General features: G+C 56.6%; 25 protein-coding genes. 6 read left to right on the top strand and 19 right to left on the bottom strand.

Translation table 11 applies throughout. From position 1 onward, the window contains the following. Positions 1-19: 19 nt before the first annotated feature. Positions 20-2,032, bottom strand: coding sequence for a monovalent cation:proton antiporter family protein (locus LUQ43_RS00510; protein ID WP_299962670.1), 2,013 nt, complete (start codon positions 2,030-2,032; stop codon positions 20-22). A gap of 129 nt (positions 2,033-2,161) precedes the next feature. Further along, complete coding sequence (locus tag LUQ43_RS00505) at positions 2,162-2,557, bottom strand: helix-turn-helix domain-containing protein (protein WP_299962668.1); 396 nt, start codon at positions 2,555-2,557, stop codon at positions 2,162-2,164. Between the two features lie 64 nt (positions 2,558-2,621). Between LUQ43_RS00505 and LUQ43_RS00500 the strand changes: the two genes are divergently transcribed. Then, positions 2,622-3,533, top strand: a complete 912-nt coding sequence (locus LUQ43_RS00500) for a cation diffusion facilitator family transporter (protein ID WP_299962666.1) — start codon at positions 2,622-2,624, stop codon at positions 3,531-3,533. Positions 3,534-3,601: 68 nt separating this feature from the next. Here the strand turns inward: LUQ43_RS00500 and LUQ43_RS00495 are convergent, their stop codons facing one another. Both LUQ43_RS00495 and hxlB read right to left on the bottom strand, forming a co-directional pair. Further along, positions 3,602-4,720, bottom strand: coding sequence for an endonuclease Q family protein (locus LUQ43_RS00495; protein WP_299962664.1), 1,119 nt, complete (start codon positions 4,718-4,720; stop codon positions 3,602-3,604). 105 nt (positions 4,721-4,825) lie between these two features. Next, positions 4,826-5,443 (bottom strand): 6-phospho-3-hexuloisomerase, encoded by a 618-nt coding sequence (hxlB, locus tag LUQ43_RS00490; protein ID WP_299962662.1) that lies wholly within the window; start codon positions 5,441-5,443, stop codon positions 4,826-4,828. A gap of 410 nt (positions 5,444-5,853) precedes the next feature. On the opposite strand from hxlB, the gene LUQ43_RS00485 reads away from it, so the two are divergent. After that, the gene (locus LUQ43_RS00485) at positions 5,854-6,327 is read left to right on the top strand and encodes a redoxin domain-containing protein (RefSeq protein WP_299962660.1); all 474 of its coding nucleotides are present in this window, start codon (positions 5,854-5,856) and stop codon (positions 6,325-6,327) included. A gap of 48 nt (positions 6,328-6,375) precedes the next feature. Here LUQ43_RS00485 and LUQ43_RS00480 read toward each other — a convergent pair whose 3' ends face one another. The 9 genes from LUQ43_RS00480 to LUQ43_RS00440 are packed head-to-tail and all read right to left on the bottom strand — an operon-like array spanning position 6,376 to position 12,336. After that, positions 6,376-7,131, bottom strand: a complete 756-nt coding sequence (locus tag LUQ43_RS00480; RefSeq protein ID WP_299963131.1) for a proteasome assembly chaperone family protein — start codon at positions 7,129-7,131, stop codon at positions 6,376-6,378. Further along, a complete protein-coding gene (locus tag LUQ43_RS00475; RefSeq protein ID WP_299962658.1) occupies positions 7,124-7,279 on the bottom strand; it encodes an RNA-protein complex protein Nop10 in 156 nt (51 codons plus the stop codon). The genes LUQ43_RS00480 and LUQ43_RS00475 overlap by 8 nt, the downstream gene beginning before the upstream one ends. Before the next feature lie 5 nt (positions 7,280-7,284). Then, on the bottom strand, positions 7,285-8,070 hold the full coding sequence (locus LUQ43_RS00470; protein ID WP_299962656.1) for a translation initiation factor IF-2 subunit alpha: 786 nt from the start codon (positions 8,068-8,070) through the stop codon (positions 7,285-7,287). A gap of 8 nt (positions 8,071-8,078) precedes the next feature. Further along, the gene (locus LUQ43_RS00465; protein WP_299962654.1) at positions 8,079-8,267 is read right to left on the bottom strand and encodes a 30S ribosomal protein S27e; all 189 of its coding nucleotides are present in this window, start codon (positions 8,265-8,267) and stop codon (positions 8,079-8,081) included. Positions 8,268-8,274: 7 nt separating this feature from the next. After that, complete coding sequence (locus LUQ43_RS00460) at positions 8,275-8,553, bottom strand: 50S ribosomal protein L44e (RefSeq protein WP_299962652.1); 279 nt, start codon at positions 8,551-8,553, stop codon at positions 8,275-8,277. Between the two features lie 38 nt (positions 8,554-8,591). After that, positions 8,592-9,314, bottom strand: coding sequence for a hypothetical protein (locus LUQ43_RS00455; protein ID WP_299962650.1), 723 nt, complete (start codon positions 9,312-9,314; stop codon positions 8,592-8,594). 36 nt (positions 9,315-9,350) lie between these two features. Continuing rightward, a complete protein-coding gene (gene priS, locus LUQ43_RS00450) occupies positions 9,351-10,481 on the bottom strand; it encodes a DNA primase catalytic subunit PriS (RefSeq protein WP_299962648.1) in 1,131 nt (376 codons plus the stop codon). Continuing rightward, on the bottom strand, positions 10,478-12,064 hold the full coding sequence (locus tag LUQ43_RS00445) for a tRNA uridine(34) 5-carboxymethylaminomethyl modification radical SAM/GNAT enzyme Elp3 (RefSeq protein ID WP_299962646.1): 1,587 nt from the start codon (positions 12,062-12,064) through the stop codon (positions 10,478-10,480). The genes priS and LUQ43_RS00445 overlap by 4 nt, the downstream gene beginning before the upstream one ends. Before the next feature lie 5 nt (positions 12,065-12,069). Next, complete coding sequence (locus tag LUQ43_RS00440) at positions 12,070-12,336, bottom strand: UPF0058 family protein (RefSeq protein ID WP_299962644.1); 267 nt, start codon at positions 12,334-12,336, stop codon at positions 12,070-12,072. A gap of 74 nt (positions 12,337-12,410) precedes the next feature. On the opposite strand from LUQ43_RS00440, the gene LUQ43_RS00435 reads away from it, so the two are divergent. After that, positions 12,411-13,283: an ADP-ribosylglycohydrolase family protein gene (locus LUQ43_RS00435; protein ID WP_299962642.1), complete on the top strand. Its 873-nt coding sequence runs from the start codon at positions 12,411-12,413 to the stop codon at positions 13,281-13,283. Between the two features lie 1,171 nt (positions 13,284-14,454). On the opposite strand, the gene LUQ43_RS00430 is transcribed toward LUQ43_RS00435, so the two are convergent. Genes LUQ43_RS00430 through LUQ43_RS00420 form a run of 3 tightly spaced genes read right to left on the bottom strand, consistent with a single transcriptional unit; the run spans position 14,455 to position 16,423 of the window. Continuing rightward, positions 14,455-14,856: a WxcM-like domain-containing protein gene (locus LUQ43_RS00430; protein ID WP_299962640.1), complete on the bottom strand. Its 402-nt coding sequence runs from the start codon at positions 14,854-14,856 to the stop codon at positions 14,455-14,457. Between the two features lie 30 nt (positions 14,857-14,886). Then, the gene (locus LUQ43_RS00425) at positions 14,887-15,333 is read right to left on the bottom strand and encodes a UPF0179 family protein (RefSeq protein WP_299962638.1); all 447 of its coding nucleotides are present in this window, start codon (positions 15,331-15,333) and stop codon (positions 14,887-14,889) included. A 10-nt stretch (positions 15,334-15,343) separates the two neighbouring features. Then, positions 15,344-16,423, bottom strand: a complete 1,080-nt coding sequence (locus LUQ43_RS00420) for an NAD(P)-dependent glycerol-1-phosphate dehydrogenase (protein ID WP_299963129.1) — start codon at positions 16,421-16,423, stop codon at positions 15,344-15,346. 11 nt (positions 16,424-16,434) lie between these two features. On the opposite strand from LUQ43_RS00420, the gene LUQ43_RS00415 reads away from it, so the two are divergent. From LUQ43_RS00415 to proS, 3 genes are read left to right on the top strand one after another with little or no spacing between them, the layout of a single operon-like run. Then, positions 16,435-17,301 carry a DUF63 family protein gene (locus LUQ43_RS00415; protein WP_299962636.1) on the top strand — a complete coding sequence of 289 codons (867 nt, stop codon included), beginning with the start codon at positions 16,435-16,437 and terminating at the stop codon, positions 17,299-17,301. After that, positions 17,294-17,860 carry a stage II sporulation protein M gene (locus LUQ43_RS00410; protein ID WP_299962634.1) on the top strand — a complete coding sequence of 189 codons (567 nt, stop codon included), beginning with the start codon at positions 17,294-17,296 and terminating at the stop codon, positions 17,858-17,860. Before LUQ43_RS00415 ends, LUQ43_RS00410 begins: the two co-directional genes overlap by 8 nt. Positions 17,861-17,870: 10 nt before the next feature. Further along, positions 17,871-19,307 (top strand): proline--tRNA ligase, encoded by a 1,437-nt coding sequence (gene proS / locus LUQ43_RS00405; RefSeq protein WP_299962632.1) that lies wholly within the window; start codon positions 17,871-17,873, stop codon positions 19,305-19,307. Between the two features lie 196 nt (positions 19,308-19,503). On the opposite strand, the gene LUQ43_RS00400 is transcribed toward proS, so the two are convergent. From LUQ43_RS00400 to LUQ43_RS00390, 3 genes are all read right to left on the bottom strand, one after another. Further along, positions 19,504-20,043: a hypothetical protein gene (locus LUQ43_RS00400; protein WP_299962630.1), complete on the bottom strand. Its 540-nt coding sequence runs from the start codon at positions 20,041-20,043 to the stop codon at positions 19,504-19,506. Between the two features lie 168 nt (positions 20,044-20,211). Then, positions 20,212-21,027 carry an ion transporter gene (locus tag LUQ43_RS00395; RefSeq protein ID WP_299962628.1) on the bottom strand — a complete coding sequence of 272 codons (816 nt, stop codon included), beginning with the start codon at positions 21,025-21,027 and terminating at the stop codon, positions 20,212-20,214. A gap of 92 nt (positions 21,028-21,119) precedes the next feature. Beyond that, positions 21,120-21,632, bottom strand: a complete 513-nt coding sequence (locus LUQ43_RS00390) for a hypothetical protein (protein ID WP_299962626.1) — start codon at positions 21,630-21,632, stop codon at positions 21,120-21,122. Between the last annotated feature and the right edge of the window lie 89 nt (positions 21,633-21,721).

Raw genomic sequence — 21,721 nt, 5'->3', positions numbered from 1 at the left:
GGAAAAGAAGTACAGGAGATCAGGACCGATCCGGGTGGGTGAAGTGGTCGACACCCTTTGCGATATCGTCCGGTGTCGCGTAGACGATGGCAATGTCTCCTGCCAGGAGCCGGGACTCCCCACTCAGAGCGGTGATCATCTCCCCTTCCCGCCGGAGGGCAAGGACGAGCAGGCCGGTTCGTTTCCGCAGGTTGTAGTCCCCCAGCGTGGTACCGGCGAGCAGCGAACCGGGTTCGACCGTGAATGAGGCGATCGTCATATTGGGGATATGCCGCACGAGATCAGGAAGTGTATCTTTGAGGGGATTCCTGCTCCGGAGCATCTGGTACCCGTCAGCACGGACATCGCTGATGAAGGACTCGATCTGGTCCCGGGGAACAAAATACTTGTGCAGCACGACCGTGAAGATCTCGATCGAGGTCTCGAATTCCTCGGCAATCACCTCGTTGGCGCCGAGGGCATGCAGGTCATTTGCCTCGCTCACGTACCGCGTCCGCACGATGATCGTGAGTGCCGGGCTGAGCTTCCGGCAGAAGTCAACGATCTTCCGGGTGGCCACAGGATCATTGATCGCAACCACGGCAATCCGGGCCCTGGGGATACCGGCATGGACCAGTACCTCGCCGGATGTTGCGTCGCCGAAAATCACGGATTCACCGTCGTCCCGGGCGGCCCTGACAAGATCGGGATTGAGTTCGATGATCGTATACCCAATACCGGAACGGGACGCGGCCCGGGCAAGGTTCCTGCCGGTGACCCCGTGCCCGATGATGACAAGGTGATCGGTCTTCGGCAGGATCTTTCCGTTCTCTTCAGCTATGCACGTGCCATGTACCACACGGGAGAGCGAGGGAACGTTGCAGAGCCACCCGGTAAGTGGCTGGCCAAGACCAAGCACAAACGGTGTGGCCGCCATGGTCATCAGGGCAACGATGAGGAACAACTGGTAGGTCTCTGCCGGCAGGATACCGGCATCGAACCCGCTCTGGGCAATGATGAACGAGAACTCCCCTACCTGCGCAAGAGACAGCCCGGTCATCACGGCGGTCCTGAGGGGATAACCGAGAGCAAGCGGGGCAGCAGTTGCAAGCAGCGCCTTTGCGACAATGGCAATGACTATCAGGAAGAGAACAATCCAGAGGTTTGCTGCAAGGAATTTGACGTCCACAAGCATTCCGACAGAGATGAAAAAGAAACTGGTGAAGATATCGCGAAACGGCAGGACAATACTGGTTGCCTGGTGGCTGTACTCCGAGCCCGAGATGATCAGGCCGGCAAGCAGGGCGCCGATTGCAAGGGATATGCCGGTGAACGAGACCATCCATGCAACGCCGAAACAGGTCAGGATGATGACAAGGAGGAAGAGTTCCTGGTTTTTGGTCCGGGCGATCTCGTGCATGAGGCGGGGGATGACCCATTTCGCCAGGGCAATGAGGATAAGAACGATGATGAGATCGTTGATGACAAGGGTGATGAGGGCGTCCGGGGAGAGCAGGGGCGTGGAATCAAACTGGGGAATGCTAGCGAGGAACGGGATCGCCATGATCATGGGGATTGCCATGAGATCCTGGAAGATCAGGATGCCGAGCGCGATACTGCCGTGCGGGGAGTCCATCTCCCCCCGCTGGTGGAGGATCTTGAGGACGATGGCGGTACTGGAGAGGGAGAAGAGAAATCCCATCAGGATCGCGATGTTCACAGAAAGGCCCATGATCACGGCCAGGCAAAAGAAGAACAGGAACGAGAGGGCGACCTGGAGTGCGCCGCCCACAATCGCGATGGACCGGATCTTCCAGAGATCCTTGAAGGAAAACTCGAGGCCGATGGTGAAGAGCAGCAGGATGATACCGATCTCCGCGAGGCTTGCAACCTGTTCCTGCCCCTTGATGATGGAGAGCCCGTAGGGACCGACAATTGCCCCGGTCAGGATGAACGCAACAAGCGGGGGCACCCGGATCCGGTTGAAGATCATCCCCACGAGAAGGGCGATAGCAAAGACGATCAGGATGTTTGCGATCAGGCCAAGTTCCACGGGTATCTCCTCCTGAGTACGTATAGGAAACCAGGCAAGGATAAGTATTTTCCCGGTATCCCGGGCAGGGACCGTAACTCAGGGATTGCGGTTCTTTAAAAACACCGCTCAGATCCGTCAGGATAGCCACTACTTCCCTTTCGGTACTCCGCTCTCTTTTCCGCCGAAGTGGATCGGGCAGCCGGGCATCTCGTGCCCCCCGTGCTTCGAGACCCAGACAAGGAGGGGAACCAGGTGCTCCCGCAACTCCCTGCCATCCGGGGTCAGCGAGTACCGGACCGTTGGCGGCGAAGTGTCCTGCACCCGTTTATCCACAAGGCCGATCCGTTCAAGGTTCTTCAGCGTGTCCGAGAGCGGTTTGGGGCTGATGCAACCCAGTTCGCGCTTGAGTTCGTTGAAGCCTTTCTCCCCTTCGTTGCCGAGGATGGCGATGATCAAAAGCGCCCACTTCTTGGCCACGACATCGAGCAGGCCGGTGAGGGGACAGAAGCAGATGCTCGTCTCCCGAGGTGCAGGTTTCTTCATGAATACTACCTATCCGTAATGGAACGTTTCGGCTTTTTAACTATTAAAAAAATACTACCTATCGATGCATAACCACGCCCATCCTGCCAGTGAAGAACCTGGCAGCCGCCCGTCCGGAACGTCCCTGAAGATCGCCATCGCACTCACTGCCGTCATCTTCCTTGCGGAACTTGCGGGAGGGATCGTATCCGGATCCCTCTCTCTGCTGGGCGATGCAGCGCATATGCTGCAGGACGTTGTCGCGCTCCTGCTCTCCCTTGGCGCAATCATCATTGCCGCACGACTGCCAACACCCTCGCGGACATTCGGCTATCACCGCGTGGAGATCGGGGCGGCAGTCGCAAACGGGCTCTTCCTGATCGTTATCAGCGGTGTCATTGTCTATGAAGCCGTGGCCCGGTTCTCCCATCCGCAGCCGATCAACAGCACGATGATGTTTGCGGTTGCCGTTGTCGGCCTGGCTGCCAACCTCGCCGCAATGCATGTCCTTCACGGGAGCCATGACCTGAACGTAAAGAGCGCGTTCCTGCATGTGCTGGGCGACACCCTCTCGTCAGTTGCGGTGATTGTCGCTGCACTCTGGATCGCGTTCACCGGCCAGACCATTGTCGATCCCATCCTCAGTATCGCCATCGCCATCCTGATCCTCTTCTCGTCCCTCTCGCTTCTGCGGGAGGCATTCTCGATCCTCCTCCAGTTCTCGCCAAGGGATGTCAATACGGAAGAGGTGATCCGGGATATCGAATCCGTGGACGGTGTTAGCGGGGTTCACAACGTCCATCTCTGGAGCCTCTGCTCGAACATCAACGTGCTCGATGCCCATATCTGGTGCTGCGAGACCGATGCACGGCAGCTCGAAGCGATCAAAGCGGAGATAAAACACCGGCTGGAGAAGTACCGCATCGGACATTCGACGCTGGAGTTCGAATGCCGTGAATGCGGGGACTGCCGACGGATCCAGGAGTTGCGGGACTAACCCGTTTCCATCAGGCATTCCGGGACCGCTTCAGAATGAAGGGCAGGAAACGGATCCCTCCCCATCACCTACAATGAGAACGTGCCGTACTTCCCGCCGCCACCCGGGTGCAGGACAACCGTCCCGTTCCGCAGGGCTTCGATTGCATCCGCAACCTTCGGGTGGACGGATCGGATCTCTGCAACCGGGATATCGATCAGTACCGCGATCTCGTTGCCGAACGTGCTGATGAACGAGGCATAGATCACCTTGCACTTCTTCGTGTTCGGCGATGACGCCCCTTCCATGGTCTGGATGATCTGCGCGAGCGGGATGACGCGGAGATAGGGAGGGCGGGGCCTTGCCTCGCCACCGCGCGAGAGTTCCTTTGCCCGGTCGGACACTCCTTTCTTGATGATCCCGCCATCGGCCGGGCACTTCCACTGGTACTCTAGTGCGTCTTCAAGGGAATACTGCGTGTAGCACCGCGTGCACGCCGTGCGGTTGTACTTCCCTTCTTCAGGGAAGAACCCGGCGTTCATCTCGATCGCTCCTTTCCTGATGCTCGCGAGCACGCCTTTGGCCGTGCGCTGATCAACGTGAATCCGGTTGAACTCCCGCCCGAGCTTGTCGGGATACGGGCTGTGGGCATCCGAATTCGTAAGGAAGGGAATATCGTACAGGTCGGGAATCGCCGCGCCATAGGAACTGTCCGCGGAGAGGCCGAGTTCGAGGAAATCGATCTTTGCCGCTCCATAACAGGCAGGGACGGAATCGAAGTACGCGTACATCGCTGTCCACGGGGTGAACGCGTGGGCGGGGCCGACAAGTGCCCCCACATCGTGGGCTGCATGTGCTATCTCCTCCCCGGTCAGGTAGACGTGGGGACGACCGGCAGTCACAAAACTCTTGCACGTTCCTTCCAGCAGGTCGCGGAGCTGGTCGAACTGGGCAAAGTCTTCGGCAAGGATCACGTGGTGGACACGGTTCTTGTCCTCAATCTCTCCCTGCGGCACAACCACGATGCCGGCATTATTTGCAAGGAACGGCTCCCATCCCTTCAGCCAGTCCGGCTGGAGGGCATCGCCCGTCCCGATCACCTGGATGCCCTTGGTCACGCAGCCGTTCAGCAGCTGCTCCGGCTGCATGAACCGGGAGACCGCAATCGAGTACGGGGAGTGGATGTGGAGATCCGCAGTAACGGGCATGGATAGTAAGAAGATTGCGTTTCGCGGGATTTAATAATTCATCCGGGGGAAGTGACCGGCTAGCGGTGCCGGAAATAAAATGAGCCTGGAACGGGGATACTCCCGTTAGTCCACGTTCAGGAGCCGCCCTTTCAGTTCCCTGGCCCCCTCTTTCTTTGCCTCCATCAGCGCCGAGATGACCGCATCGGAGAAGATCAGGGCCATGGTCTCGAAGTGCGTACCGAGGGGGGCGAAGGCCGCGGAGGCCGAACGGTATTGCCCGGTTACCTGACGCTTTTCAAACGTTGACGTATCGCCCCGGTAATACCCGGTAAGGTCGCCGAGATTCACCACGCAGTCCGCGAGCCTGCTCATGCTCGATTCCGACGATGCAGTGATGAGACAGACGTTGCCCCCCAGTCCCTTGACCGTGTTGGCATAGGTCACCATGGAGTGCGTCTCGCCCGATCCCGAGAACACGACGAGGGTATCACCAGGCTTGAGGGCGGGCGTGATCGTCTCCCCGACCACATAGACGTCAAAGCCAAGGTGGAGCATCCGCATGGCAAACGCCCGTGCAATGAGCCCGGACCGGCCTGCACCGGCAACGTAGACCCGGTTGGCGGTCAATATCTGCTGGAAGAACGAGGAGGTCTCAGCCTTGTCGAGCAGCGCAGTGGTCTTCCTGATCGACTCTGCCATCTGTTCCATGAAGAGGGGTATATCAGCAAATTCTTCGGTCATGGGTACACAGGCATGTTTCGTACCGGGCGATATGAGGGTATCGGTAAGGGGGTCTGATGCGGGTCTGCACACGGGATCCCACACAGTTCGCAGGCAGCAGATGGGGGGGAGGGGGTCGGACACCTTATTAGTCATTGCCGAAAACCGGGAGATCGGATAAGGATCAGGTCAGAACAACAGGACATTTTACTATTGTTTGGTTTACAACCGGATTGAAAAAAGTGGTCCGACCCCCTACACAAGATTTTCATTTAGTACCTTTTTTTCCAAAAAACACGACGTAAAAAAATGATAGCAGGAACATAATGGTGAAGGGGGTCGGGCACAAAAATAGGTTTCCCACTGCCCGACACAGAACATCTGCCTCCATCCAAACCCTCATCCCCTCCGGCCACCAGAACACCAGTACAATGACACAGGCCGGTATGGTGCAGGTTGGCGATGCTGCCCGGAACTTCTCATTAAAAGACCAGAACGACAAGACCTTCGATCTCTACGAACATGCGGGGAAACGCGTGCTTCTCTCCTTCCACCCGCTTGCATGGACGGAGTTCTGCGCTGCCCAGATGAGATCCCTGGAGGACACGCGGGATGTGCTCCTTGCGAACAACTGCATCCCCGTGGGCATCAGCGTCGACTCCCGTCCCTGCAAGCAGGCCTGGGCACAGAGCATCGGGATAACAAACACCCCGCTTCTCTGCGACTTCTGGCCGCACGGAGCCGTTGCGCAGAAGTACGGGATCTTCCGGGACGAGAACGGGTTCTCAGAGCGGGCGAATATCATCGTTGACGAGAAGCAACAGGTTGTGTTCGTGAAGATTTACCCGGTGCACTCGGTACCGGATATTGGGGAGATTCTGAAGTTCGTACAGACCCATGCCTGAATTTACGAAAAGAGATCTTTTGATGGGGGACGCCTATTCCGCCCCGATTCACCCGATATAACTCAGTTCCTCGTCTTTCCCTTTCTCGCCCTCGACCATGCTCTCGATCGCCTTTTCCATCTCGGCGGCACGATCGTTCAGGTTCGTGGGATCGACCGGGACATTGATGAGCTTCGATAACACAGCGAGCACGTTCGCCGCTGCCATCGGGTCCACGAGATACCCGCTCGTCTCCCCCATAAGGCAGATCGCGTCGATGCCCCGTTCTGCGGAAAGGCCGAGGATGAGACCGGCGGCACCGATGATACCACCACCCGGCTCGTCGCGGTCGAAGGTGACACCCGCGGCTTCGACCTCTGCGCGGAGTTCTGTGCGGTTCATTGCACCGAGCACCCGGGGCCCGTTCACGAGATGGCCTACACCGAAGCCGCCGAGCGTGTAGATCCGCTTCACCTTGAGTTCCACGGCAATATCACAGTAGCAGTCAGAGAGGAGGTAATGCCCCTCGTTCGATGTGCTCTGGTGGTCGCCGACCAGGAAGATGATATTCCTGCCTTCGGACTGGTACAGGAAGAGCTCGTTGCGTGCCAGCCTCGCGAGCCCGTTCTCCTCAAGGATCACCTGGGGGGGGAAATAGATCGAGTGTATCTCGCCGATCTTCTCTGCCGAGAGCACGTGGATCATGTACTCGGCAACGAGTTTCCCCACCTGGCCGATGCCGGGCAGGCCCTCGATGAGGATCGGGTCAGCCAGGTTCTTATCCTTGAACGAATCGAGATACCGGACAGTGATGTCCTCAATCATGGTTTGCCAGCCTGCGGTATCTGCCATACTTGTCTTCAGGAGAAAACTTTGCCGGGTGGGCGACACCCGTAGGCCTGCCGCATGCGGGACAGGTTAAAGAAAGGGTATAGATATGATCTGCCGGGCACTGCCGGATACGACCGCTCATTCGCGTTACTTCCCGGACTTCGGTTTCTTGATGAGCTTGCCCTCGCCACCGGCTTTTTCCAGAACAGCGATAGCTGCATTGGCTGACTTCTCGATCGCTTTCTCCGCCGCCTTGTAATCAGGTGCCTTCACCTTGATCCGGTACGTGGGCGCACCGAGATATAACAAGTCGATCTCGGCACCGGCGGTCTTTGCCGTGCTCGCCTTTTCAAGCGCCTTCCGGATCACCTCAACGCCATCGGGCCGGGTCGATTCGAGAATGAGATGCCCGGTCACTTCGACATGGGGCACCTTCACGCTCTCCTGCGCCACGTGAAGGAGAACCTCGGTAACCTTCTTTGAGAAACCTAGTTTCTTCAGCGTGGGCTCGGGGTCGATAACGATATCCTCGAAAACCGGGTAAAATGCCCCGTACTTCTTGTAGATGACATCCTCGATCTCGGCCAGGGATTCCCCGGTCTGCTCCGCGACAAAACCAAGCCACTTCTGTGCCTTGGACTCGTTCTTCCACTCGCGGATCTTCTCGCGGCGCTGGTGCTCGTTGACATCCTTTAAGGAAAGATCAATGTGACCACGCGTCCGGTCAACGTTGAGGACCTTGCAGACGATCTTCTGGCCCTCGCGAATGTGGTCACGGATATACTTGATCCAGCCTGTGGCGATTTCTGAAATAGGGATGAGCCCCTGTCGGCCGCCATATTCATCGAGCGAGACGAAGGCAACGAAGTCCTTGACATTCTCGACCGTGCAGACAACCAGTTCCGCTTCCTGGGGCCATTCCCTGTCCGCCATGAGGTGACTCACTGGAGCTCTTGGACGATTTCAGCCTTGATGTTCGCACGTCCACCGGCAGGGGTGGCAAGGTCGCTGCCACAGACAACGCACTTGACAACCGTGCTGGCCTTCTCAAAGATAACCTGCTCGTTCTCGCAGTCCGGGCACTTCACTTTTAAGAATTTGCTCCGGTTTTCCCGTATCTGGCTTACCATGTTTAACTCACTCCGTCAGCTCGAATTTTGCTACACGGTAACCCTTGCGCAGGTGCGCCTTTCCGCAGGTGACACAGCGGTACCGGACATTGATCTTCTTCGTGGGCTTGTCGCCACCGGGCACTTTCGAGAACTTACCCATGTTGCCGACTTTGCCTCTCCGGGCTTTCTGCCGGTCAATCCAGTGGAGGCCGGTTGTCTTGCCCTTCTTTACTTTCTCGACCTCGTGTATCTGGTGGGTTCTGCAGAACGGACAATAGGTCGTAAATTTTGCTGGCATCTTCATGAAATTTTCACCGATAATCCTGAAATCGAATACCTATATTATTTACAGAGATTGATATTTAAGACTATGTTGCGATCACTCAGGACCGCAGCGTTCCGCTCAGGAAGCGTCACTATATCTCCTTTTGAGAGGGTATAAATCCTCCCATCCACACCCAGGAACGATTCCATATCCTCAAGCACCCGGACAAGGGTACAGGGATGAGTGATAGGGCCGGGACCCTTCTGCGCGACAACAGGGAGCGCCTGCGGGCCCGGCGCAGCAGGCTCATCTGCATGGGAAACCGTTTCGGGCTCCCCGTCCTCATCAGCAGGGTCAGGAACACCGGTAACCGGCACGACCCTGGCAACGGGCGGGGGACAGGCCGCAGTTGTAATGGGTGCATGGGGCAGGTTCTGGAGGAGGATGCCCTGGCACTGTTCGACTGCTGCCGTGCTCTGCTCGAACATCTCCCGCTCGGCCGGGATCATCCGCTTCACCTCCTCGCGGTCATAGTAGTTGCCCTCGGCATGCATCATCGTCAGGGCAATAATCTTCCGGGTCCTGATGGAGAAGATGTCCTGCAGGGTCTCCCGGATGGCGAGCGTCTCGTCGATCAGGGAGCGTGCCTCGTCCGAGAACGGGTCCTCGAAAGCATAGACCTTTTTAGTGATTGCCGCGAGCTCGGCGTGCCCCTTGTCGAAGATATCAGGGGCAACGGACGTGAGCCTCCCGGTCTCCCGCTCGGAGAGGAGGATGCTGCGCAGGTCATCGAGATTCATGGTCAGTCCCGGTATTTTTTATATTGCTTTATATATTTATGCAATTTCCGCTATGCCGCGGCAGCAGAGAAAGACTGCCACCGCTTCCGGTACTGTAGTGATGCCCTTTTGGATCTCATAAGTGCTTCCGAGCATCGGCATCCTGAGGGGGAATTTTGCATCAACCCTCACATCCCGCATGCCGAATACCACCGCTTCGGTGAGGGGATCGAAATCGTGGAGTTCCCGGAACTCAAGCGGCTGGACCCGCATCCCGCTCCCCCCATGGAGCGATGTCGGCAGACGGATCAGCCGTTTGGTATCGGTCGTTACCGGTTCGTCGGCAAGCGCTGCCCGGTTAAGGAGCCGCTTCTTAAACTCTCCTTCCTGCTGCGAAACAATGATGCCGAGCGCCTTGTTCTTCAGGATCATGCCGGATGGATTACGCACGATCTCTCCCATGATCTCTTCCCGCTTCTTCAGGAGCGTGGTGGCTGAATCCTTGCCAATGCCTTCGATAGCGGTGAGGTGGGCCAGGGCCTCGGGCTCCGGAAGTGTCCCTACCCAGCCAAGATATTCGAGGAGCGCCTCGCGGTACCGCTTCTGCCATCCCGGGGAACCTGTGAGTTTTCCATTCAGCATGGCAGCCGGGTCGATCCCGATCCCGCAGATATAATCGATCAGCTCCCGGCGCTCGGCACTGCCCCACCCACGGAACGCGATGTCCCTGATATGGACATGGTACCCGCGGCCCCCCGAGAAAACGAGCGATATCGTCTTTGGGTCCATACCGAACTCGCTCGTCAGCATAACCAGAAGTTTCTCCGTCTCTTCCTTGACCCGGGCAAGCATCTGGTCATATGCACCCCGCACGATATGATCGGCATCAAGATCGAAGATCAGGTCGGCCCCGCACCACCCCTTGTCGGCCATGGTGCCCGCATCGGGCTTCTCGTAATACGCGGTCGAGAAATAGGCATGCTGGGGGATGAGATTCTGGATATAGGAGGTGAGGTCGCCGCTCCCGGCAAACGCTATATGCCTGCGCATCCGGGTCTCGGCAGCGCCCGGGTTGAAGAGGATGAAACCCCATTCGCGCTGCTCAATCGACGGAGGCGAGACAATAACCGTCTTCTTGTAATATTCGGTAAAACGCTGGCGGATGAATTCGGTTGTGGCCGGGTTCACGATAACCCCTTGATCATATAAGGACCTCTACGTTCATAGCCCTGCCTGCGGTAATAGGGGCGGACTCCTATGCCGCTCATGATGGCAAGATAACGGTATCCTTTTTCTGTGGAAATCTCCTCTGCCCTGGCAAGGAGCGCCTTTCCATAGTTCCGGTGCTGCCATTCCTCGGATTCTGCATCTTTTCCCACCGGGACGAGGCTGCCATACACGTGGAGTTCCCGCATGACCGCCGCACCTTCGAGCTCGGACCGGTATACCTGCGACGGGAAACGGAGCCGGGCAAAGCCGATGAGGGAGTCGTCAGAGACGGCTGAAATGAAGTGCTCTGTGCCGCCGCACGCATCGTACCGGAGGACCTGCATCTCCGCTTCAGCGAGGGATGGGAGCCGGCCGATCTCCCGGCAGCGGATGCACCTGCAATGCTTGCCCTGTGCCTTGAGCCGGTTCTGGGCAAGCTGCCGGAAGTTGGAGTGCTTGGAGCCGGCCACGATCAGCTTGGCCGGGATATCGCGCTGGATCCGCTGGAGCCGGACGAACTCCGGGATGATCGACTTCCCGTACGCGATCAGGTCAACGAGCTCATCTTCCCCGTACGGAAAATAGCCTCCCCGTTTCCAGAGATCCTCGATCTCCGAGCCCGGGGTGACGAGCGTGGGGTAGATCTTCAGGAAATCGGGTTTGAACCGGGGATCCGAAAAGATCGTCTCGAACATCCGCCGGTCGGCCTCCATCGAGGACGAGGGGAGGTTGGGCATCATGTGGAACCCGACCTTGAGCCCTGCATCGCGGAGGAGGGTGTTGGCCTCCACCGAGTCCGCCACCGTGCACCCGCGACGGTTGAGGGCGAGGATCGCGTCGTCCGTGTGCTGGACACCGAGTTCCACCTTCGTGACGCCAAGGTCGAGCATCCGGTCGATGTGCTCCCTCCGGCACCAGTCCGGCCGGGTCTCGAAGGTGATGGCAACACAACGGGCTGATGAGTGCTCGTTTGCCGTTTCTACATCAGATACAGGGAGTGACTGCGGCGCGGGGGTTCCACCCGGGTAGGTATTCATGGCTTCGATGCACCGGGAGACGAACTCCTCCTGGTACTCCTCCGGCCGGGCAGTCATCGTCCCGCCCATTACGATCAGTTCCACCTTGTCCACCCGGTGGCCGAGGATCTCGAACTGCTCCAGCCGTGCCTGCACCTGCCGGAACGGATCGTACCCGTGCTCGCGTGCCCGCTTTGCCGCGGGTTCTTCGCCCGTGTAACTCTGCGGAGAATGAAACGGGTGATCCGGCCCGCCCGGGCAGGGCAGGCACTTGCCGTGGGGGCAGGGATACGGTGACGTCATCACCGCAACCGGTGCAACACCGGACAGGGTACGGGAGGGTTTGACCATCAGGATCTTCCTGAGGATCTCATGTTCCTCCGGTCGTGCAGCGGCCAGAATTGCAGAGTTCTTCGGCACCGCATGCAGGCGGTATCTCCGGCAGGTATCTATCTTGGCGGCAACAATGGCCGCATCGTCAATGACATCCTTATCCAGGGTGAGGATGCGGGAGATAATCTCCCGGAGTGCTGGTTCCTCATCCATAACGGTTAATGTTTGGCCGCAGCTTTCTGGGTTGCAGTCTCAGGAGAATAGTTCGCCACATGCACGGGGCGGTGGTGGATATGGGTGACGATCTCATCACCGAGCGTAAGAAGAGCATCCTTATGGGCTTTCTTATCCTTGTGAATATGAACCGGAGAGATCTCCATGGAATTGTAACGGTCGGTTTCGATCTCCTCGTTGGTGACGCCTTCATAGTACTTCTTGATGTGTATCATCAGCATGTGTAAATGCAGCAACTCTTCCTTTTGCACACTATCACCTTTTCCAAGAAGATCCTCATTTGTGGTGCAGATATATTTTATTGGTGAGGTTTATATGACAAAGTATGCGGCACGTGGGATCTTTGGTTGGGCTCGCAATTGGGGACGCGATGGGTGCGCCTTTGGAAGGATCTCGAAAACCTGAAGCGTGGGTGGCTCAAATGCTGCCCGGTGGGCGCCATTTCCGGAAGAAGGGGGAAGTGACCGATGACACCATGCAGGCAGTTGCAATCGCGGAATCGTTGGTTGCATGCAGGGGATTTTCTGAAACTGACATAACCGGGAGATTATCCGATTCTTATATAGTACGGCCTGAATGGTTTGGTCCTACATCAACGTTGTTCTTTGATCTTGTCAGATCCGGGACCGTGCCGCACCAGGCTGCACGGCTCGTGCATAGGAGAAACCATGGCAGCCGGAGCAACGGGAGTGTCATGAGGGGGTTCCCGCTCGGGATCTTCTGTCCGTCACCACAGGTCTGTGACATGAGCCTCCGGTGTTCTGCTATCACCCACTATGACCCGGTAGGGGGCCACTGCTCCGCGTTCCTGAACGTGATGGTGAGCGACATGGTGCGGGGGGCTTCCCGCGGGAAAGCATTCCGGCACGCCCGCTCGCTCTGCATGGATCCGGAGGTACACACCATGCTCGGGAATTACCAGGAATATGAAATTGTCCCGGGACTTGATGCGGTGCAGTGCTCTCACGCGGCACTTTCCTGCTTCATGGAGTCACGGACGTTCGGACATGCTATCCTCTCTGCCATCAACCTTGGCGGGGACACCGACACGGTGGGTGCATGCACCGGGGCACTGGCGGGGGCGTATTGGGGACTTGGGGCTGTGCCGGAGCGGTGGTACCGGGATCTTGAAGGGTATGAGCAGCTGGTGCAGCTGGCCGGGCGGGTGTGGAATGCACGGGTTGATCGCGTGACATGAAAATGAGATTTTTCCTGATGGGTGCCGGATTTTCATTTCAGGCAAGGTCCGGCTACAATTTTTCAATCAGGGTTTGATTGATCCGGAACACATTTTCGATCGGGATCATGATCGCGATAAAAATTGGTGATTGGGTAAAGTCCACCACTAACCCATGGTTAGTATTGAGCCAATTCAGGTTTTTTTTAGATTTACGCTCCAGAGAACACAAAAATACAGCCCCCCTCTTGCGCCGCCAGTCCCCCGAGGGGGACGGGGCGCTATTAGCGATACCTCGGCATTACCTTAATTGGGGACACACAGGTACAGGTAATACGGCACTATCGCAACCGGGGGATGCCCGAGCGGCGGGGGCGGAGGCTTGCCGGAGCCCCCAGGAGCGGTAATGAAAATTTTGTTTCAGGTTTATCGCACTTTTGGTGGATGTTACACAATCACCCAAAAATTTTCACAACAAGGTCTCAGTACGTCTCTTATTATTCCTCAGTGAATCCTGGCACAGTGAATCCTGACAGTGTATACAACCTGCCAAAAACCTGAATGGATAGTTACACCATTATGAGCATCGCAATCGATCTCCGGCAAAAAAATTTGCTCTGCAGAAATCATTTCGAAATGCTAACGCTCCCGGGCTTACGTTGCATATATTGGCGGGGGTCGGGCGGTGTACTTCCAGTGCGAACAAACCGATGTAATTAAGGTAAGTATTATCGGGAATTTTCCCCCGGATCTGTTGGTCACGGACGACAAAGTATCAAAGTACACCGCCAGACCCCCCCAAGGCCCTCCCATTTCAGTGTCGGATTCGTGCAGTTTTACAGGATGAATGAAGGGATTGTCCAGGCATCATGGGGGAGGGGGGGTCGCATGGTGTACAAACAGGGGGAATGAGGAATGTTATTTCAAAAACGGTTTTCTACAGTGTAAAAAAATTTCAACCACCCCCTCACCCCCTGCTCAAAATTTTTCAGGCAGGGTCTGGTTGATCGGCAAATTACCTCACGTCGGCAAATCAAAAATTTTGTAGCATGTACATGCATTTTGTAGCATAATTACCCGATTGTAGCCTCATCAACCAACACCTCATGATCATGATTGAAAAATTTTCAGCAGACTCTGCTTGAAAAAATTTGCTTGGACAGTGTCGTTCAGCAGGTACCGGATGAACCGATCATGCATCAATCATATAACCGAACGTGTCAGAACGATCTTCCGGTGTTTTACTAAAAACAATGATACTCGCCTCACCGGTTCCCAGATTTGTTATCGAATGGGCGATGGATGGGGGGATATGCACAATGCGATAGTCTTTTTCTGCAGTGTCCAGCACTATTTTTTCCTTCTCTTTTGTTCTCGTATCTTCAAGAGAGATAAGAATCCTCCCGGCAGCAAGCGCAATCCACTCCTCTTTTTTCAGATGATAGTGGTTTGCCCGTGATCTCCCGGGAGATATGGATACAATATAGGTGTGAACACCGCAAAACGGGTGATCCGGATAGTTCATCGAGATTATCTCGGCAAGCCAGCCATCATCCCGTATATGTTTTGTCCGGTTCAGCGATTCGGAGATCATAGGGGAACAAAGAAGGATGTATCCGTGACATTACGCCGGCTTAATCTCCACCAGCTTCAGCGATTTGCCCTTCTCGCAGATATCCGATGCATTCCCGAGCACATCGACAACGATATACTTCTCGCCTTCAACCACGCCATCGGGCCGGCAGAGATCGTAACTCCGGCAATTGTGCTTGTTGCAGGAGAGTTCCGGCTTGATCTTGGAGTTGATGATCGCCATCTCGGGGCTGATCAGGAGCGTGATCGGGGCTTCCGTCACTTCGACGGCGGTTGCCCCGTTGAAGTGGACCTCGCACTCGTGGTGGGTGCTTCTGACGGTCACGATCCGGTACTTCCTGCCCTTCTGGAGATTGTTGCAGGCCTTCTTTACCTTGCAGGTTCCGCAGCCGGGTACTTCACCTTCGTAGATGAACTCCGTGCCCGGCTTTGCGAGCACCGTCCCGACCAGCGTCACCTTTGTCTTCGTGTCTGTCATGTGCGCCACCTCACTCCCGGTAGAGCATCTGAACGAGTTTCTCTGCCGATTCCCGTGTGAGCCCCATATCGAATATGGTAAAGCGCTCGGGACGGATATCCTTTGCCATCAGGAGCGCCTCCACCGCGATCGCATCGTCAATGCCCACTTCAGCCGGGGTCACCGGTGCACCGATGCTCTTCAGCGAGGCACGGATCCCTCTCCAGTCCCCTCCGTGCAGGTACATGGAGATTATGGTGCCGATCCCGCAACTCTCCCCGTGCAATGCCTTGCCCGGCGCCAGCCGGTCCAGGGCATGGGAGAATTTGTGCTCCCCGCCGCTTGCCGGGCGGGACGAGCCGGCAATGCTCATCGCTACCCCGCTGGAGACGAGCGCCTTGGTCACGATCCAGGCCGACTGTTCCTGGTGAGGCTTGATCAGGCCGGCGTTCTTCACCAGGATCTCCGCGGTCATCTTCGAGAGAGCAATCGCATACTCGCTCACCTCTTCGCCTTTCACCCGGTGGGCAAGCTCCCAGTCAAGGATCGCGGTATAATTCGATATCACATCAGCGCATCCCGCTGCGAGAAGCCGGTGGGGGGCTTGTGCGATAATGGCGGTATCGGCAATGATGGCAATCGGCGGCTGCGCTTCCAGCGAGGAATGCCCGCTTTCAAGGGAGACCGAGGCCCGGGCCGAGGCAATCCCGTCGTGCGATGCCGCAGTAGGAATAGAGAGGAAGGGCCGGTCAAGGTTATAGGAGACAATCTTAGCGGTATCGATCACCCGGCCGCCACCAACCCCGATGAGGAAATCGGCATTCGCTGCCGCCGCTTCGGCTGCCTTGATCACCGGCAGGCTGATCTCCTCTGCAAAGAACGGTGTTACCGTATGATTCCCGGAAAGGATCTCCCGGACCCGGTTGCCGGCGAGTTTCATGGTGCTCTTTCCTGATATGATGAGCGCAGTCTTCCCGAGTTTCAAGTCATCGCAGACCGCGGGGATCTGGGTGAGGACGTCGTGGCCGATCACAACATCGCGGGGCATCTGCATCCACCGTGACTTGTCAAAGACCCTCTCTTTGAGTAATTTTATTGCATCTGCGCTCATTGTGATCATGGATGATTAGTGATTTCATATACAAATACTACATCGATCCCATACGCCTCGGGCAGCCCTATAACGTAGTTGACACGCTCACCTACGCCATTATCCTGGTTGCGGCCGTCTACCTCCTCTACCGCTGGCTGACGACATCGACCTGGCTTGCCGATATCGGCTTCAAGATCGATGCAACGTTCATCCTGTCCACCCTTCCCTACGTGGTCCTGGGCGGGGTCATGCGGGTGATCGAGGATACCGGCATGATCACGGGAGATTTCAAGTATCTCCTCATCACCCCGCTCATCTACTTCGTCCTCTTCTTCTATACCGTCGGTATGCTCTTCTTCTCCCGCTACCTGACGCTCAAGGGGCTGACGAAGAGCTTCCTCACGTTCTACTTCTGGGCAGGTGTGATGACCGTTGTTGTCGCCTCGCTCGTTCTCGTGGCATGGGGCATGAACCATAACGGCATCGACCTCTACGTCCTCTTCGCGATACTCGCGATGGGGACAGTCGCAGCCAGTCTCGTCTGGGCGTTCATGCGCTATGTCTGCAAGTGGGAGTATGTCACCGATCCGCTCTACATCACCCTGCTCTTCGGCCAGCTCCTCGATGCCAGCGCCACGAGTTTCGGGATTGAACTCCACCCGGCCCTTCAGTATACCGAGCAGCATGTCGTGGGATCCGGCCTTATTAATCTCACGGGCACGGCATTCGTGATGTATCCCTTAAAACTCGTGGTCCTCTTCCCGGCCATCTATATCATGCAGTTGTATCGCAAGGAAGCGAACACGGCATTCTGGCACCTGGTCCTGCTCGCGATGATCGTGGTCGGGTTCGCACCGGGCATCCGGGACATGCTGCGGATGGTCCTGTATGTCTGATTCCCCGCTGGCGAATGCGCTGATCATTATCCTCCTTCTCTTTTTTACAACCCTGTGTGTCGGGTGGATTGGATCAGCGCAGGACCCTGCGGTGGGCGAGAACCTCATGAAACTGTTTGAGAAAGAGGTTGCAGGATCGATGTCAATAGAGAATCCCGCTGATATGTGCGCAAAACTCTTTGCCAACAATCTCGGGGCATGCATCCTCCTCTTCCTTGGCGGCGCCTCGTTTGGTATCCTCACAATCTTCATCATGAGTTTAAACGGCATCGTGATCGGGGCGATCATGGAGATCGTCCACCTGGAACACCCGGCCATCTACGTAGCCGCTGCGCTCGTCCCGCACGGCATCTTCGAGATCCCGGCATTCATCATATCGGGCGCCCTGGGGATCCTGCTGGCCCAGTCCCTGATCGCGGAGTGGTATGGTGACGGGGATACCGGTACCGATGCAAAACAGTATGCCCGGATCTTCCTCCTCTGGGTTCTCCCGCTGATAGCCATCGCTGCGTGTGTCGAGGCTTTTATTACGCCGGTGGTCATACATTTAGTAGCTTAAGAGGACTTTCATGGACGACGAAGCAGGCACCCTGCCGCCAAAGCAGGACTTTTCCGGATGGTATAACGATATTCTCTGGCGGGCAGAGATCATGGATGTCCGCTACCCGGTCAAAGGGCTGTATGTATGGTACCCGTACGGGTTTGCAATCCGCAAATACGTGTACAACCGGCTCCGCGAACTGCTGGATCGCGACCACCAGGAGACGCTCTTTCCCCTGCTCATTCCCGAGCAGGAATTCATGAAAGAAGCCGAGCACATCAAGGGCTTCGAGGACGAGGTGTACTGGGTGACCCATGGGGGCAGAACCCCGCTCGATGTCAAGCTCGCCCTCAGGCCCACGAGCGAGACCGCGATCTACCCGATGTACGCGCTCTGGCTCCGCTCTCACGCGGACCTGCCGATGAAATATTACCAGATCGTCAACACGTTCCGGTACGAGACAAAGCAGACCCGGCCCCTGATCCGACTCCGCGAGATCACCTCGTTCATGGAATCGCACACGGTCCACGCCACATGGGACGAGGCCGAGGCGCAGGTGGAGTACGAACTTGCCCTGACAAAAGAGTTTTATGACGGGCTCTGTATACCGATCACCATCTCGAAGCGCCCGGACTGGGACAAGTTCCCGGGCGCCGATTACACGATCGCTGTGGATGCAATCATGCCTGGCGGTAAAACCCTCCAGATCGGCACGGTCCACCACCTGGGCACGCACTTCTCGAAGACATTCTCCATCAACTACGAGGATATAAACGGGGAGCAGCAGCTGGCCAACCAGACCTGCTACGGGATCTCGGAGCGGAGCATTGCGGCCCTCATCAGCATGCATGGCGACGACAAGGGCCTCATCCTCCCGCCAGCTGTTGCACCGATCCAGGCCGTCATTGTCCCGATCACGATCGGGAAGCGGCACGACGACGTACTGGCAGCAGCAACGAAACTGGAAGCGGACTTAAAGGCAGCCGGCTTCCGGGTGAAGATGGATACCCGCGACATGCGCCCCGGTGCGAAATACTACTGGTGGGAACTCCGGGGCGTGCCGCTCCGGCTTGAACTGGGCCCGAGAGATCTCGACGGCGGGAAAGTGATGGCCGTGAAGCGGACGGGCGAGAAGAGCCAGATCGAGCTCGCAACCGTTGCGGACGGCGTGACAAAGGTGCTCGCCGAGATCACCGGATCTATCCGTACAAAGGCCGAGGAACATACGAAATCGCACCTCTGCTCAGTAGACACGATGGATGCGCTCAATGCCGCGCTGAACGATGGAAAAGTCGCCGTCATCCACTGGTGCCGGGAGCGGGGCTGCGGTGATGCTATCGAAGAGAAAGCAACCTCAAGTATCCTCGGCACTGAAGTCCGTTCTCCCTACGTTGCATCAACGGACGGGAAGTGCATTATCTGCGGGAAGCCCGGCAAGGCAACACTGGTCGGACGGACCTACTAAAAAGGCGCCTCAGACCGCACGATTCCACGAGACAAACAAACGATCCATCATCCTTTTTTCTGCGCCTGATCCTTTGCGTGAATGGACAGATCGCCGGGCATTCATATTCACCCAGGTATGCGCTGGTTTTCACGCTACTTTCACGATCCCTGATCGTCTTATATCACCTGAAAAAAGGGTACAGGCCGTACGGGTATCACAGGGGAGTGAGAATATTGTTCTCCTTGATGATGGTCGGGGGAGCGAACCTCCGTATCGTCAGGGGTACTGCTCCGTCAGAGGTTCTGACAACGAGGGTCATCATCCGGTTGGCGGGAAGGTATGCCTTGGGATTGATACGAATCGTGAACTGCTCCTGATCTTCCAGCCGGTTGTTGGTATTGCCCACCTGGTTTTTCACATCCAGTATCCCCCAGTATCCCGTAGGGGGATCTCCCCGGTAGCCCTCCACCGGGAGAATGGTTTCGGTCCGGATCGTATCCGCATAGAATATGGAGATCTTCTCCATATCTACCGGCTTTTGTCCGGGGGCAAGTGCCACGGTTATCGTGATGGTATCGATCGTACCCCCGGGAATGCCATCACCGGTGACATCCCCGACAACGGTCAGTACCTGGCCGGGTTGCACAACATCCGTTGGAGGCGGAACCGGGACTGAGGAGTCCTCATCCGTGCAGCCGGCTATAAGTACCGCCGCAATCAGAATACCGACCACAAGATATGATTGCCAGTTCACTGCCAGAAACACCTGCTTATGCTGCGGATAATCTGGGCAGGGCTCTTATAAAAACATCTGCACCGGCGAAGATCCGGATATGTTGCCACTCCCGTAATACAGCCGGAAAGTATTTCATGCATAATAAAACCGGGGACCTGGGTAAAACAGACTACTGAGACCTCATCTTCATTGGGGTGGTCGGCGGTCAAGGTGCTGTTCTATACGATCCAGTCTGGCCTGGAGCTGCTCATTCTGCCGGTTCTGCTCCCGCAGGACTTCCTTTATTTCAGCCAGATCTGTATCTCTGGCACCGGTCGGTTTATCCGATCCGTCATCGGAGGACACCGGGGAGAGTAGTTTATTTGCAATAAAACCAGCCAGGGTGCCAAAGAGGCCGACACCCATGGTCATCACACCAATACCAATCATCCGTCCTGCAGAGGTCACCGGGTAATGATCACCATATCCAACGGTTGTGATGGTGACATAGACCCACCACATGGCATCGGAGGCAGTCGTGATGTTGGCATCAGGGGCTGACCGTTCGGCCATCAGGACAAGGAACGCCCCGCTCTCGATCACGAGCATGACACAGAAGATCACAATGAAGAGAACGCTCTCGGCCCGGTGTTTCTTCAGCTGGCAGATAATATACCGGGTTCCGTATTTGTGAAGAAGCCGGTACGCCTTGAAGATCCGGAACAGCCGGAGGATGCGCAGGGCCGGGATACTGGCAAGGAGATCCGCCCACCCCCAGTCACGGAAGAAATAGTGCGTCTTTGATCCTGCAGAAAACAGGCGGTAGAGGAAATCCGCCAGGAAGATGATCGTCAGGAAGAAATTGATGACCACCAGGACATTGAGGGCATCGCCATCGATCCCGGGTATCCAGGTGATGAAGAGGTTGATGACGGAAAGGACAGAGACGAGGATGATGAAGATCTCGTAGCCGGGATCCTTCATATCCTGCATGTCAAGGTTTGTTCCCGTCCCGTCATCCATGGGAGTGTCTCCGGTTCACTGGTACTGGTATTCCGACGCCCGACCTTAAAAGGGAGCAGGATCCGAATCCATACGTCTGCCGCAGGCCGGTATTACAAGGGGATGAACACGTTGTTTTCCTTGAGAACTGCGGGAGGAGCGATCCGGCGGATCGTCAGCGGTGTTCCGGAGGGAGTCCTGACGACAATCGTGATCATGCGGTTTGCAGGAAGGTATGCTTTCGGGTTGATTCGGATCGTAAATTCTTCCTGGGCTTCAAGCCGGTTATTGGGTGCACCCGCCTGATTTGCCACATTGATGATTCCCCAGGTACTGGTCGGGGGATCACCGATGTAGCCCTCTACCGGGATCAGGGTCTCGGTCTTGATGGTGTCGGCATAGATAATGGAGATCCGTTCCATGTCAACCGGTTTTTCACCGGGCAGAAGTTTCACCGTAAACGTGAGGGTATCGATTGTACCCCCGGCTATGCCATCACCGGTTACATCACCGGTAGTGGTAATCACCTGGCCCGGCTGCACGACATCGGATGGCGGGAGGACCGGCATATCGGGCTCTTCATCCAGACAACCGGCACACAGTATCACGGCTGCCAGCATGCCCATCAAGAGAAATACCTGCCACCTCACTCCCTGTAACCCCGGCCTATGTGTTGCGGATAAGATGAGTGGGACATTTATAAAAAACATCTGCA

This window comes from Methanoregula sp. (genome assembly GCF_028679125.1).
Taxonomy (GTDB): Archaea; Halobacteriota; Methanomicrobia; order Methanomicrobiales; family Methanospirillaceae; genus Methanoregula.
This window is presented reverse-complemented; position numbering and strand designations above follow the sequence as displayed.